Origin of the sequence: Shewanella sp. NKUCC01_JLK (assembly GCF_019345615.1) — a bacterium.
Classification (GTDB): Bacteria; Pseudomonadota; Gammaproteobacteria; order Enterobacterales; family Shewanellaceae; genus Shewanella; species Shewanella oncorhynchi.
In genome coordinates, this window is sequence record NZ_JAHKRD010000004.1 from 16487 (window position 1) to 30449 (window position 13963).

General features: G+C 43.7%; 10 protein-coding genes. 4 read left to right on the top strand and 6 right to left on the bottom strand.

The window, feature by feature from the left end:
- Nucleotides 1-244: 244 nt before the first annotated feature.
- Nucleotides 245-2008 (bottom strand): C4-dicarboxylic acid transporter DauA, encoded by a 1764-nt coding sequence (dauA, locus tag KO537_RS05595; protein WP_173246295.1) that lies wholly within the window; start codon nt 2006-2008, stop codon nt 245-247.
- A gap of 232 nt (nt 2009-2240) precedes the next feature.
- On the opposite strand from dauA, the gene KO537_RS05600 reads away from it, so the two are divergent.
- The 4 genes from KO537_RS05600 (at nt 2241) to KO537_RS05615 (ending at nt 6257) form a co-directional block, all read left to right on the top strand.
- Complete coding sequence (locus tag KO537_RS05600) at nt 2241-4106, top strand: VWA domain-containing protein (protein ID WP_219234041.1); 1866 nt, start codon at nt 2241-2243, stop codon at nt 4104-4106.
- A gap of 45 nt (nt 4107-4151) precedes the next feature.
- On the top strand, nt 4152-4757 hold the full coding sequence (locus KO537_RS05605) for a sigma-70 family RNA polymerase sigma factor (RefSeq protein ID WP_219234042.1): 606 nt from the start codon (nt 4152-4154) through the stop codon (nt 4755-4757).
- The gene (locus KO537_RS05610) at nt 4750-5484 is read left to right on the top strand and encodes a hypothetical protein (protein WP_219234043.1); all 735 of its coding nucleotides are present in this window, start codon (nt 4750-4752) and stop codon (nt 5482-5484) included. Before KO537_RS05605 ends, KO537_RS05610 begins: the two co-directional genes overlap by 8 nt.
- A 236-nt stretch (nt 5485-5720) precedes the next feature.
- Nucleotides 5721-6257, top strand: coding sequence for a hemerythrin domain-containing protein (locus KO537_RS05615; protein ID WP_105249947.1), 537 nt, complete (start codon nt 5721-5723; stop codon nt 6255-6257).
- Between the two features lie 314 nt (nt 6258-6571).
- On the opposite strand, the gene KO537_RS05620 is transcribed toward KO537_RS05615, so the two are convergent.
- From KO537_RS05620 to KO537_RS05640, 5 genes are all read right to left on the bottom strand, one after another.
- Entirely contained in the window at nt 6572-6757 is a 186-nt protein-coding gene (locus KO537_RS05620; RefSeq protein WP_006080618.1) for a DUF3545 family protein, read from the bottom strand.
- 216 nt (nt 6758-6973) lie between these two features.
- Nucleotides 6974-8611, bottom strand: a complete 1638-nt coding sequence (gene pgi / locus KO537_RS05625; protein ID WP_219234044.1) for a glucose-6-phosphate isomerase — start codon at nt 8609-8611, stop codon at nt 6974-6976.
- A gap of 19 nt (nt 8612-8630) precedes the next feature.
- Nucleotides 8631-9587, bottom strand: coding sequence for a transaldolase (gene tal / locus KO537_RS05630; protein ID WP_028760931.1), 957 nt, complete (start codon nt 9585-9587; stop codon nt 8631-8633).
- A gap of 250 nt (nt 9588-9837) precedes the next feature.
- Nucleotides 9838-10947 (bottom strand): OmpA family protein, encoded by a 1110-nt coding sequence (locus KO537_RS05635; RefSeq protein WP_028760930.1) that lies wholly within the window; start codon nt 10945-10947, stop codon nt 9838-9840.
- A 238-nt stretch (nt 10948-11185) separates the two neighbouring features.
- Nucleotides 11186-13552 (bottom strand): phosphoketolase family protein, encoded by a 2367-nt coding sequence (locus KO537_RS05640; protein WP_105249944.1) that lies wholly within the window; start codon nt 13550-13552, stop codon nt 11186-11188.
- Nucleotides 13553-13963: the final 411 nt, after the last annotated feature.

A 13963-nucleotide genomic window follows, 5' to 3' on the forward strand; every position in this document is an offset into this window, starting at 1 on the left:
ATTATATTTTGACCTTGTTTCAGGTCTAGGTACAGTTGATGCTTGTCTCGCCGTCATCGGTAGCTAGCATCATGGCGCTGAATAATACCATGATCCTAGCGATTTCTGCCCGTTTTTGCGTGTGAAAAAACGTCTTTCGCGGCGATGAATAGATGAGGTGATGGAGCAATAAAAAAGACCAACACTGAGGTTGGCCTTTGGCATTAGTTTGCAGTCATAAGCTGCTGATATTGGGTTGCAAGGTTTACAGTATTTGCTTATCCGTAGTAATTTCTGTTTGCTGAGTGATAACTGGCGCTTCTGTCATTGCTTCACGTAGGGTCGAGTAAAACTTCAATACACCTTCAATTGGCTGGATCTTCGCTCTCGCCAGCGTTCGGATGGGCTGGAACTGCAGATCGGCGATAATGAGCTTAGTCTTATTCGCTTTGCATTTTTCAATCAGTTTCGTCAGTGCGGCTAATCCTCCCGCATCCAGAATAGATACTCCATCGAGATAAAGCACTATCACTTGTTTATCTTCGGTGAGACTCGCGATTTCGGAGAAAATGCGGTCAGCAGCAGCGAAGAATAGCGGCCCGTTAATTTTGAGGACAGTCCAATCGGCAGGTAGCTCTTGATCCACATAACGCTTGTTGGTGCTGATATCGTAAAGCTTTGTCATCTCGGCAATTTCTTTCATAAACAGCAAGGCAGCAAGGATAATTCCCACACTGATGGCGATCACCATGTCGAAAATAACCGTTAATGAAAAGCAACTGACAAAAACCATGATATCGCTGGTGGGCGCAGTTTTAATTAAATGCAGCGCTTTGTGGGCTTCACTCATGTTCCAAGCCACAACAAGTAGCAGGGCTGCCATGGCTGACATGGGCAAATAAGCTAATACGCCCGCTAAGGCGACTAAACCAATTAAGACTACTATGGCGTGGATCATCGCCGCTATCGGGCTCTGAGCGCCTGCTTTGACGTTTGCCGCGCTACGGGCAATTGCTGCAGTGGCTGGAATACCACCAAAAAACGGTGTGATGATATTACCTATACCTTGCCCTAGTAATTCACTGTTGGCACTGTGACGTTTACCTGTCATGCCATCGAGCACCACTGCACAAAGTAGCGATTCAATTGCGCCTAACATGGCAATGGCAAAGGCTGCAGGTAATAAGGCTTGAAAGGTCGCGAGATTAAACTGAAAGGCTTGGCCATTCGCGCCAGCTTGCAGCCAAGGCCATTCGAAACTGGGTAATACGGCAGGAATTCCCATGCCTGTGGTGCCATCACTCAGTTGATAGTGAAAACGGGTTCCTATGGTTTCTATATCTGCACCCATGGCATTGAGAACCAAGGCGAACATAGTGCCGAGTATAATAGCTGGAAGGTGCGCTGGCACGGGTGTTTTGAGTTTTGGCCAAAGTAGCATAGTCGCTAAGGTCGCGGATGCTACCAGTAGGCTAGGTAAATGCACCGAGGGTAGCGCTTGAGCTAATGTCATCAACTTAGCCAGATATTGCTCTGGCATCTGGGCTATCTCGAGTCCGAAAAAATCTTTGAGCTGCAAGGTCGCGATGACGACACCTATCCCCGCGGTAAAGCCTAAGGTGACGGATTCAGGGATATACAAAATTAATCGGCCAAGTCGCAGCATTGCCATGCCGACGAGTATCATTCCGGACATCACAGTCGCGATTAATAATCCTGCTAAACCAAACTGTTGGGCTATCGGATAGAGCAATACTACGAATGCCGCTGTCGGGCCTGACACGCTATAACGTGAGCCGCCAGATATGGCGATAATAAAGCCGCCGACAATCGCAGTGTATAAACCGTATTGAGGTGCAACTCCACTGGCAATGGCTAATGCCATTGCTAACGGAATGGCAATAATGCCGACAGTGAGACCTGCAAGAAGATCTTGCCCAAAACGTTTAAACGAATACTTATCCTTCACGCAAGCTTCTGTGAGTGCGTGGGCGATTCTTAGGGAAAACAAATGAGCTGAGTGTGACACGAGTGGGTCCCATAGCGAGGCGAGTAACAAGCTTCTATTTTAGTGACCTGATACAAGACGCAGTGTGAGCTTGATTGCAAAAACGATTGAAAATACTTTGTTTTGTATAAATAGTGTGCTTGGAGGCTGTTTGATTCTCATTTAAGAGTGGTTTGTAAAATATTTTGATACTTTAACCCTTTTAGTCATCTGCGCCGTTTACAGCCTTAGGTCAACATCAAAGGCATTCGACATGAAAACAATATACTCCCAGAAAACCATTGCACATTCCTTATTACCTTGGGGAAACGCCAACATATCGGCGAGCAATAGCGCAGCTTTATTCTTAGTCATGCTGAGTTTAACGGCCTGTGGCGGTAAAGGCTCTGAGGCTCAACAACGACCAGCGGAGCTGCAAGCCGAGCAGAGTCATAAAGAAGTGTCACTGCGCCGTGCTGAAATGCGTGATGCTACTAAGATGGCCAGAGTCGCGGCGCCGATGCAAATGTCTACCCATGGTGCAGTGATGGGAATGAACATAGCCCCAATGCCGTCAGACTATGCCGCGATTCCGTTAGCACAAAATAAATTCGAGCCGCTGGTGCAAAATGGCATCATGGTGGCAGGAGAAATCCCAGTATCGACGTTTTCCATCGATGTCGATACTGGTAGTTATGCCACCTTAAGACGAATGCTGAGGGAAGGGCGCTTGCCCGAGAAAGGTACAGTCAGAGTTGAGGAAATGCTCAATTATTTTTCCTACGACTATCCCTTACCTGCTAAAAATGCCGCGCCGTTTAGCGTTACGACAGAGCTTGCGCCATCCCCTTATAACGATGACATGATGCTGTTACGGATTGGTCTTAAAGGGTATGACTTACCTAAATCTCAGTTAGGCGCCAGTAACTTAGTCTTTTTGCTCGATGTGTCAGGTTCTATGGCATCTGCAGATAAATTGCCTTTACTGCAAACAGCACTCAAGTTGCTGACGGCGCAATTAAGCGCGCAGGATAAAGTTTCTATTGTGGTTTATGCTGGGGCTGCTGGTGTGGTGCTCGATGGCGCGTCGGGTAATGACACTCAAACTTTAACCTATGCGTTAGAGCAATTGAGCGCAGGTGGTTCAACCAATGGTGGGCAAGGAATCACACAAGCCTATCAATTGGCGAAAAAGCATTTTATCCCCCATGGTATTAATCGAGTCATCCTCGCGACTGATGGTGATTTCAACGTTGGTATGACAGATTTTGATGATTTGATTGCCTTGATTGAGAAGGAAAAAGATCATGGTATTGGCCTGACAACCTTAGGGTTCGGTTTGGGGAATTACAACGATCAACTCATGGAGCAATTAGCGGATAAGGGCAATGGCAACTATGCCTATATCGATACCCTGAATGAAGCGCGAAAAGTGCTGGTGGACGAGTTAAGTTCAAGCTTGTTCACTATTGCTAAAGACGTCAAAGTGCAAGTGGAGTTTAATCCGGCCTTAGTGTCTGAGTATCGTCTAATCGGTTATGAGAATCGTGCTTTAGCACAGGAGGATTTCAACAACGATAAGGTGGATGCGGGCGAAATTGGCGCGGGTCATACAGTGACTGCCTTATATGAATTAAGATATGTTGAAGCAGGGCAGATGGCGAATGATAAACTCAGATATGGCGTTGATGCTCAAACGGGGCAAGAAAAATACAGCCGTGAAGAAATCGCTTTCCTTAAACTGAGATATAAGCTGCCAGAGCAAACACAGAGTCAGTTACTGAGTTATCCCATCAGGTTAGACCAAAATGTTAAGCTGTTAGAACAAGCGAGTGATGATTTTAGATTTGCAGCAGCGGTTGCAGGATTAGGGCAATTACTGAATGGCAGCCATTATCTACATCAATTTGATTATATTAAGTTAAGCCAGTTAGCACGTTCGGCATTAGGGGACGATCCCTTTGGATATCGCCATGAGTTTGTGCAATTAATGGAAACCGCCGCGGCCATAGAGCAATCTAATCATGTGCCGATTAAGAAGGTATTCGATGGTACGGATAAACCTTTTCCTCCCCAAGATAAGCTTCATGGCGAGCCAGTGAGAGACAAGAGCAATACGCGCAATGAGAGATTACAATAGTAAAAGTAAATTCGTGGGGCTAACCCCAATGATGAGGAATTTCCCGTGGCATTAGCAATAGCGCAATTATCAAACCATGAGCACTCAGATGAGCAATTGATGTTGTGCTATGCCAAGGGCGATTCAAAAGCATTTGAACAGTTATACCTGAAGCACAAAGGTGCACTCTATCGCTATTTTGTACGCCAGTTAGGTGATAAGCAGTTAGCTGAAGATTTGTATCAAGAAACCTGGGGGCGGGTGATCCGCGCTGCGGCTAACTATGAAGCCAATGCTAAGTTTACTACTTGGCTATATCGTATCGCTCATAACTTATTGATTGATCATGTTCGGGCGGTTAAGCCCGTGGATTTAGTCGCTACTGATGAAGATGATGCAGGACTCGATACTTTTGTGGCGGGTGAGCAAGATAAACCCGATGTGCAGTGGCAAGAAGCGCAAAAGAGCTTATTGCTAAAGACCTGTATCACACTGTTACCCCAAGTTCAGAAAGAGGCATTTATCCTGAATATTGAAATGGGTTTTACGGCTGTCATCATTAGCGACATTGCGGGCGTGACCTTAGAAGCGACTAAAAGCCGTATTCGTTATGCTTACCAAAGCCTAAAAGATTGTGTCAGCGCGAAATGGCAGGAGGCGGGTCATGAGTAATTCTTCTTCAAATGCCGATGAGATTGCGCTGCAACAGCAGGTATTAGCTTGGTATCGCCAACAGGCCTTAGAGGTTCCACCGCAGCAACTCGATCAAGATATCTTACAGCTGGCGCAAACTCACTTAGCTGAAATGCATCAAAGCAAAATAACCGCCGTTGAAGCGCCAAGTTCCGTCTGGCGACGCCATCCTTGGGCGTTATCGAGCGCGGTATCGTTAGTGCTTGTTGTTGGTCTGCTGGTGCTGAATCCACCTCAAGTCGAAGATACACTTGTTCCAAGTCCTATGGTGATGAGTGCCCCCGCGCCACAAACGATGGCAAGAATGGCTGATACTGAAGCGATGCAATCTTTAAACATGCAAACAGAAGCTGTAGCTGAACATAAAAGACAGACGGAAATGCAGCAAGCTAAAGCCGCATTGGGAGCAACTGAGCAGCAGGATGCAATTAACCCTGCTATCGCTGCAAGGTCTATGAATGCACCAAAATTATCTGAGCCTGCTGAAATCAATCAAGTGTCATTGACTGAGTATTTACATCGGTTACAAGTCCTCATCGAAGCGAAGGAGACTGAGCAAGCATTCGTGCTGGAACAAAAACTTCTCAAGGACTACCCGTATCTTGCAGTTAAGGATGTCGATGAAGCGCAGCTAATCGAATCGCAGCAAGTATTAATACTTGAGTTTAAAAAGCTACAACAGCAATTACATCAACTTGCCAAATGACTATGTGGTTGTGGTATTTACGAATAAAAAAGTGATTAGAAATCGCAAAGTGGTGAGATAAACAGCTAAATTTCCCTGAAATATGCCGAGACGTGCTAATGTTTGTGGTCTGTTTACTGTTTGGTATGTGATTTACTTGATCAACATCATAAAGTGAACAGGTTTTAGCCTGTTATATTGGTGTTAGTTCACGACTTGGCTAGTATCAATAGTCAGACCCATATTCAGGAGGCATTATGCTTAAAAGACTCATGCATGATCATAAACATATAGCTGTATTGCTAAATGTTTTAAAAAACAAGCAGATGAAACTATCCGAAGGTGAGTCAATCAACTTCAGCGTAGTGCGCGATATTGTTGAATATATGCAAGGATATGCTGAACGTTGCCATCATCCCATTGAAGACATTATTTATGCCTACTACCTAGCCCATAAAACGAACGATACTATCGATAAATTGAGTGCCGAACATGAGTCGGTGATCCAATCCTCGGCCACCTTGATGGCGACTTTAAACTTGATCCTCAGTGATATTGTGGTTGCCCGCGAGAAACTGATTGTTGATTTTGCAGAGTATGTCGCATTGCAAGAGCGACATATGCAGATGGAGGAACGGGAAATATTTCCTTTGTTAGCCAAAAGTTTAACTGAGCAAGATTGGCAAGTTATTGAGTTAGAGTGTCAGAAATCGCTGATCGATGATCCTTTGTTTCTGGATCGAGAGCAGAAAGAATTTGAAGATTTACGGGTTTATCTCACAGCGTCTGACTAATACTCTTTAGTTTATTGGGCACATGTTGTGGGCTTAAGCTGGTGTTTTTATACGGCTGAGGAGCACATTTTTGATTCTGACGGCGATGTCTCGTGAGCCAAAGTTGGTTGGGATTTGTAAAGTATTATCGGTGTCGATGACGTTGGTTTTTATCGTAACGTACTGGTTTTTTTGATGTGTTTTTTAAAGCTTCGGCTCGTAAGGTCATACCCCGCTTATATTCTGTTTGCTCCAATAGTTGTAAATAAAAAAAGCGCCAAAGGGCGCTTTTCTATTCATGTTTGAAATGATAACTAGCTCATATAAACATGTAATTACAACTGGATAGCATCAATGTCGTAGTTAAAGTTATTATCGATTTCTTGGAGTTCTTTGAGTAAACGATGCTTATCTTTTAACGCTTCGATCTCACGCCATTTACGCTTTTTATTGGAGCCTCGCGAACGATCGGGTCTTTCAACGACTTCATCTAGCGCACAACCATAATCTAAACGATCCATGGCAACCTCCTGTTGTTGTATGTTTTGTCAGCGATTAAATAACATATTTTTAAAACAGGGTGCAAGAATTATGTTTCATTTGTGTTAAGTTGAAATGAACTTTGAGTGATATGTCATTGATGTTATATGCAGAAGTAGAGCGGAGTTAAGCAGGAAAATTTAATAAAAAGAACGGGGTAGAATTAAAAAGCCAGCAATTGCTGGCTTTTTGTTCGATTAGATTTTGCCTTGTCGATAAAGGTTAATCAATGCGTTGCTTGAGGCATCTAAAGCATCGGAATCTTGCTCTGCGCCAATGCGTGCTAACACATCGTTACCGAGATTCTTACCGAGTTCTACACCCCATTGATCGAAGGAGTTGATATCCCAAATAGCACCTTGAACGAAGGTTCTATGTTCATACAAGGCAATTAAAGCGCCTAGGGTACTTGGAGTGAGCTTATCCATAAGTAAGGTATTGCTCGGCTTGTTACCAGGCATGACTTTATGTTGAGCGATCAGCTGCTTCTCTGTGGCGGATAATGCGCTATTAGCAAGTTCGGCTAAAGCTTCATCAAAAGTACGACCTTGCATTAAGGCCTGGGTTTGACCGAAGCAGTTTGACGCCAATTGGTCATGGTGCTCACCGATAGGATTATGGCTTTGCAGCGGCATAATGAAATCGGCAGGGATCAGTGCGGTACCTTGATGTAATAGCTGGTGGTAGGCATGTTGGCCATTAGTGCCTTCGCCCCCCCAAATGACGGGACCTGTGCTGTAGTCAACATCAGTACCATTTAAGGTAACTGACTTACCGTTACTTTCCATATCGAGCTGCTGGAAATAAGCGGGTAAACCACGTAGGTAATGATCGTAGGTTAATACGACATGGGACTGAGCATTAAAGAAGTTTCCGTACCATAGGGAGAGTAATCCCATGATAACCGGCATATTCTCTGTCAGTGGCGCTGTGGCGAAGTGCTCATCCATCTGATGCGCACCCGTGAGTAGAGCCCTGAAGTTATCCATACCGATCAAAAGTGCAATCGGCAAGCCAATCGCTGACCAGAGAGAGTAACGGCCACCAACCCAATCCCACATAGGGAAAATATTGTTTGCATCGATACCAAAATCTGTCGCTTTTGCCACGTTTGAAGTGACTGCGACAAAGTGTTTTGCCACATCAGACTGCAAACCGCCTTTCGCTAGGAACCAGTCTCTTGCGGTGAGGGTATTAGTTAAGGTTTCCTGTGTCCCGAAAGATTTGGATGACATGATGAACAAGGTCGTTTCAGGATCCTGTAACTTCAGCTTCTCACTAATAGAAGTCCCGTCGACGTTTGCTACAAAGTGACAATTTAATTCTGGGTTCCAATAAGGGCGCAACGCTTGAGAGACGATTTTGGGGCCTAGGAAAGAGCCGCCAATACCAATACTTACAATATCGGTTATCGCTTTACCTGTGTAACCTTTCCATTGACCTGACGTCACTGAGTTCACAAACCCTTGCATCTTATCTAGAGTTTGTTGAACTTCAGGAACTATGTCTTGACCCTCGGCAATAATCGATTGTTCTGCAGTACTGCGAAGCGCTGTGTGCAGTACGGCGCGCTTCTCTGTGGTGTTAATGATTTCACCTGCAAACATCGCTTTGATTTTTGCTTCAAGTTTGCTATTGCTTGCCAACGCAAATAACAGATCCAGCGTTTCCGCTGTTGCTCTGTTTTTAGAGTAATCCAGTAATAAACCACAGGCTGATAGCGACATTTTATTGAAACGTGCCGCGTCAGTTGCAAACAATTCCCGCATATGCGGAACATTTTTACTGTGTGCTGATAAAGCTTGCCATGTTGAGCTTTGGGTCAAGAGTGTCATTTCACCGTCTCCAGAGTGCTTAGTTCGCGAGCTTAGCCGTGAGCATGACTTCGAGCTTACCTTGGTCTATCGCAAAGTTTCGAATGCCTTCGGCAAGCTTATCAACCGCCATTGGATCTTGGTTAAAGTCCCAACGGAATTGTGCTTCAGTCAATGGGGGTTCTGCAGCGACAGTGGTCGTTGCTGCAACCAGTTTAGGTGTGATGTCAACTTGCGAATTAGCCAGTTCTTCTAATAGAGAAGGGCCAATGGTCAGACGATCGCAACCTGCTAGCTCAATAATTTCACCGATATTACGGAAACTTGCACCCATAACAACAGTGTCAAAACCGTGTTGTTTGTAGTAGTTATAAATTTCAGTCACTGAAATGACACCAGGGTCATTTACGGCATTGTAATCTTTACCCGTATCTTTTTTGTACCAATCAAGTATGCGGCCTACAAAAGGAGAAATGAGATAAGCACCCGCTTCGGCACACGCACGCGCTTGAGCAAAGCTAAATAGTAGGGTTAAGTTGCAGTTGATGCCTTCTTGCTCTAGTTCTTTAGCGGCACAAATGCCTTCCCAAGTTGAAGCGAGTTTGATCAGAATGCGTGATTTATCTACACCCGCTTCTTTATATAGGCGAACCAATTTATGGGCTTTAGCGATTGATTTTTCTTTATCGAATGATAAACGGGCATCAACTTCAGTTGAAATACGGCCTGGAACGAGTTTCAGTATTTCTACGCCGATATTGACCGCTAGTTTGTCGCTGGCATCATCAAGTTGCTGCACGAGATCGGTACTTTGTGATTTTGCCCAGTCGATAGCGTTATCTATAAGGGATTCATATTCAGGAATTTGAGCCGCTTTCAAGATGAGTGATGGATTAGTGGTCGCATCTTCAGGTTGGTAGCGTTTAATCGCTTCGATGTCGCCTGTGTCAGCGACGATAGTGGTATATAACTTGAGTTGCTCTAATGTATTGGCCATGAAAAACATCCTTCTCAGGTAGCAGTTTTAACTCGGAATTCACTGATGACTATTAGAAGCGATTTTGCCAACTTTTCCAACCTTGAATGTAAAAAAATTACAAAAATGACAATTTTATGTCTATTAAGGTATGGCTCGATCTACGGGCTATCATCTTGGCTGCAGTAGAGGGCGTCGCTTGTCCTAGTGTATACCCCACAAAAACAAAAAGTCGCTGCAAGCAGCGACTTTTTTACTTCAGTAAGTACTATTACTTCAGAACAGGTTGTTTTGTTGTGGTAGTCACGATAGCTTCGATGCGACGGTTCGCAGCGTGAGCTTCTTTTGAATCACCAGCAACCAATGGCTGAGTAACACCGTAACCGTTAGAAGTTACGCGGCTTCCGCTGATACCATATTTCTCTACAAGAATCTTGGCAACGGCGTCAGCACGTTTGTCAGACAATTCCATGTTGTATTCTGGTTTACCTACATTTGAGGCGTGACCTGCGATTTCAACAGTGAAAGCTGGGTTTTTGTTCAAATAGTTAGCTAATCTTTCGATGTCTTTGTAGTAAACATTTTTAACTACAGCAGAATCGTTAGCAAACTGGATTGAACCTACGTCTTCTTTGTTCTTCACGTTTTCATAGATAGTACAGCCAACAGAGTCAACTTTGTGAGTTGCTGGTGTTGCTGGACATTGATCTTTGTCGTCGTAAACGCCATCGTTGTCAGAATCAACCGGTGCTGCTGCAACGACTGCTGCGGCAACTGGAGCTGCTGCAACTGGAGTTCCGAAACGGTAGCTCAGTTCTAGACCCCAGTAGTTGCTATCAGCTTCAACAATATTGTAATCATCATTTAAGTTTTCATAACGACGATATTTAGCTTGTAATTTTAAGTTGTCAGTGAAGTTATAACCAACACCAGCACCTAAATATGGAGCAAAATCATTTGTACTGTATTTGCTCGACGTTACACCATTGTTTTGGCTGTTTTCGAGTGAATAGTACATTGCACCAGCTTCAGCTGATAGGCTCCAGCGGTTAGCTAGTGGCCAAATACCAACTAGACCAAGTGTAGAACCTTTTACGCTTGCATCATTGCTAATACCCGCTGCGTTCCAATCTGCATTACCTAAATCACGGAAGCCGATTTCAGCACCGAAGTAATCGTTGAACATGTAGCCTGCGAAAACATCCCAAGCGTATGGACTGTCTTCACCGTTCTGAGTGGCAACGTGCTCATAGTTATTAACGCCTAAACCGGCACCAACATACCAAGGTGTAAGTTCCTGAGATGCGCTGGCTGCGAGTGGAAGCAGAGATGTCAGTAATACTACTTTTAATGTGTTCTTCATCATTTTATTTACGTCCATTGATTATGATTCTCCACCAATATGCTTTGCTGGTTTTGTGCAAAACATTGCTAGCACTTAGTGTGGGGATCCTTTGATATTTTAGCCAGCGGTTAATTATCACTTGGTTTGTTAACTTTTTCCAGTATTAAGATCAACCTTTTAAGGGTTATCATTCTGTAACTGGTATTTTTAATGCAAAAAAGGCACTCCGAAGAATGCCTTTAAATTACAATCTAATGTTAATTAGATGTTTCTATTAGCGTGTCCATACCCAATTTTCGATTTCTACTGGGTCTACACCATTCGCTTTAATATAGTTGCGGTGGTCAACTAATCTTTGCAGCATATCAGTGGTAATAGAGACGTGCATAGTTTCATCAATAACGCCCTGTTGGAACAGCTTGTAAGCCATATCAATTACAAGGTGATAGCGAGATGTACCGTTACGAACACCCATATCAAATGGCGTTGTTGTTGAACCTTCTTCTTCGTAGCCTTTAATTCTGAAGCGACGGCTGCCTTTGTAATCAAAAATTAACTTTTTGATTGTATTTGGGTAACCATGGTAGTTGAATACCACGCCTTTATCTTGAGTAAAGATTTCGTCCATTAACCAAGGTTTTTCTTTAAATTTACGGCTACCTAAGCCATCACTGCTTAATTCAGTGACACTAACGAAGCGGATTTTCACTCTTGGAAGGAGTTCTCTGATTAATACTAGAGAAGCCATACATTCTTGAGTGACATAATCACCACAACCTGCCAGCACAATATCGGGATTCTCATCTGAGGCAAAATCCCACACCATTACGCCGTCTTTTGTTTGTTTACGCGCTTCTTCCAAGCTTAGCCATTGTGGTAACTCTTTTTTACCTGCAACCAGAATATTGAGTTTGTCACGGTCTGCGAAGGCTCGCTCTGTATAAACCAATGTGCTGTTGGCATCTGCGGGTAAGTAAGCCGAGATTATTTTTGGATGTTTCTCCAGCATAGCCCCAAGGAAAGATGGGTTTTGATGTGAATAGCCATTATGATCTTGGCGCTCAAGTAATGAAGATAATACGACATTACAGGCTGGCAGTGGCTTACGGAAATGTACGCCTTGGCTGGCGTAGACATATTTACAGTACTGATCGGCCATCGATGAGATAACTTGTGAGAATGCTTCGTAGGTGGGTAGCATGCCGTGGCGGCCTGTTACTGTGTAACCATGTAGCATGCCAAAAAGTAAGTTTTCAGAAAGCAGTTCAATGACTCGACCTTCACGGGACATATCTTCATCCCAACTCTCAATTGGCCACTGCCATGCACGATCGGTTTCTTCAAATACAGCTTGTAGTTGATTTGAATAGGTTTCGTCAGGGCTAAAGATACGTAGATTACGTTGGTCGCGGTTTAACTTGAATGCATCACGCATCCATTCGCCCATTTTTAACATTGAATAGCCACGTTGACCACGCGGTACTTCTGGGCCATAGCTGAGTTTTTCAAGATCTGGATTGGTTAATGCTCTAACAACTTCTCCACCATAGGTTAAATGTTGACGGCCACAGGCAAGTTGCTTGGGTGGGATTAATGAACAAATGTCGGCATCAAAAATCAGTTCGCCTTTTTCATTCATTTGATAGAGTTCTTGGAAGTCGTAACTGGCAAGCCAATTATCCAGTGCATCTAAATGGCCCTTATCAGTAGCACATTTATTGACGATTACTTGATGCGATTCGCAGTTGCCTTCTAATTTCTTACCTTTATATTCACTGACACCAGTCCAACCTTTGGCTGTACGCATTAAAATGACTGGCCATTTTGGTTTAACTACATCTTCGCCACTACGTGCTCGACGTTGAATGTCATTGATCATGGTATAAGCGGTATCCATGGCATTTGTCATCTGCACATAGATATCTTCTTCTAATTCGTTATCAACTATGATGGGGAAATAGCCAAGACCACGGAATTCAAGATCCAGTTCTTCATGGCTCATACGTCCCATGCGGGTAGGACCGGAAATCTTATAGCCGTTAATATGCACAATTGGCAATACTGCACCGCTGGTCGCTGGTGAAACTAAGCGGTTTGCATACCAAGATGCGGCTAATGGTCCCGTTTCTGCTTCGCCGTCACCAATTAAGACGGTTGCGATCAGATCTGGATTATCTAATACTGCCCCCCAGCCTACTGAGAGTGAGTAGCCTAATTCGCCACCTTCAAGAATTTGTCCTGGTGCTTCAGGGTTTGCATGTGAAGGATAACCATAAGCGGCAGAAAACTTCTTACAAATATCTTCGATGCCAGTTTCATTGTAGGGAATAGTTTCTGGGTAGAAATGACTTAAAGAGCCTTCAATGAATAAGTTTGCTTGTACAGCGGGAAAACCATGGCCTGGACCGACTAAATAGATAAAAGAGCGGTTATGCTTCACTATCAAGCGGTTAATGTTGGCATAGACAAAGTTAATACCTGGGCAGGTACCCCAATGGCCAAGTAAACGTGGCTTGATATCAGTATGGGCAAGTGGACGTTTATGTAAGACGTTTTGTTTGAGGTAAATTTGCGAGGTCGCAAGAAAGTTTGTCGCTCTGACGTACTTTTTCAGAGCATTGATTTCATGTATTTGTGTCATGTTAAGCCTCACTAAAACAAACAAGAGATGATTGAAGTTTCTATGGGGTTACTATATTTGTAGTTTTATTACAAAAATGTGCCCTACATCCAAATTTTAAAAGTTGTTTTTGCTGTTAAAAATAATAGCGCAACTTAGACCTTTTGTTAATCTAGCTTTAACAGTAGCTTAGCTAGTGTTGTAAGACGTGATGTCAATGACGTTTAACTGTGCAAACGCGAGCTTGATCACATGAGCAATTTCGAATACTGTGCTATTTTGCTGCGTTGAATTCGGTAGCCGTGATGTTGTAAATTCACGGAAGGATAATTTGAAAAAATAAATCTACCGAAATTCTTACCTTTAACTTGGAAGGATTCATTCACCACAGATGTTGTACCTTTAATTGCAATTAGAGGAGCATTTGCTACG

Coding starts and splice junctions, on each gene's coding strand:
- KO537_RS05615 (WP_105249947.1), top strand. CDS start 5,721: ATGCTTAAAAGACTCATGCATGATCATAAACATATAGCTGTATTGCTA.
- KO537_RS05620 (WP_006080618.1), bottom strand. CDS start 6,757: ATGGATCGTTTAGATTATGGTTGTGCGCTAGATGAAGTCGTTGAAAGA.
- KO537_RS05610 (WP_219234043.1), top strand. CDS start 4,750: ATGAGTAATTCTTCTTCAAATGCCGATGAGATTGCGCTGCAACAGCAG.
- tal (WP_028760931.1), bottom strand. CDS start 9,587: ATGGCCAATACATTAGAGCAACTCAAGTTATATACCACTATCGTCGCT.
- KO537_RS05635 (WP_028760930.1), bottom strand. CDS start 10,947: ATGGACGTAAATAAAATGATGAAGAACACATTAAAAGTAGTATTACTG.
- pgi (WP_219234044.1), bottom strand. CDS start 8,611: ATGACACTCTTGACCCAAAGCTCAACATGGCAAGCTTTATCAGCACAC.
- KO537_RS05640 (WP_105249944.1), bottom strand. CDS start 13,552: ATGACACAAATACATGAAATCAATGCTCTGAAAAAGTACGTCAGAGCG.
- KO537_RS05600 (WP_219234041.1), top strand. CDS start 2,241: ATGAAAACAATATACTCCCAGAAAACCATTGCACATTCCTTATTACCT.